General features: G+C 54.8%; 1 protein-coding gene. It reads left to right on the top strand.

Translation table 11 applies throughout. The features are described 5' to 3' along the window. Positions 1-72: 72 nt before the first annotated feature. The coding region (locus QPK27_RS25255) for a transposase (protein WP_290420891.1) at positions 73-400 on the top strand (328 nt) is incomplete at its 3' end.

The raw sequence follows: 400 nt of genomic DNA, 5'->3' as shown, positions 1-400 counted from the left end.
GATCCGGACCTGCGAGATAAGAAAAAACTGCTCGAGACGATCCCTGGTGTTGGACCGCGTGTGGCATGCCACATGACAGCTTTGTTTGCTGGCCGAACGTTTGAACGCGCCGAGCAACTGGCAGCCTACCTTGGCCTGGTTCCAGTTCAGCGAGAGTCTGGCTCGTCAGTACGCGCTCGCCCTCGCATGTCCAAGGCCGGGCCAGCTTACTTAAGAAAAGTTCTCTATATGCCGGCTGTGACAGCCAGGCGCTGGAATCCACACATCAAAGCACTGAACGATCGTTTGCTTGCCAAAGGCAAGTCAAAGATGTCGATCATTGGCGCAGCCATGCGTAAGCTGGCTCATTTGTGCTTTGGCGTCATTAACTCCGGCAAGCCCTACGATCCCAAATTTGCGA

The sequence above is a fragment of the Massilia sp. YIM B02443 genome (assembly GCF_030411955.1).
In the GTDB taxonomy this organism is placed as follows: Bacteria; Pseudomonadota; Gammaproteobacteria; order Burkholderiales; family Burkholderiaceae_D; genus Telluria.
This window is presented reverse-complemented; position numbering and strand designations above follow the sequence as displayed.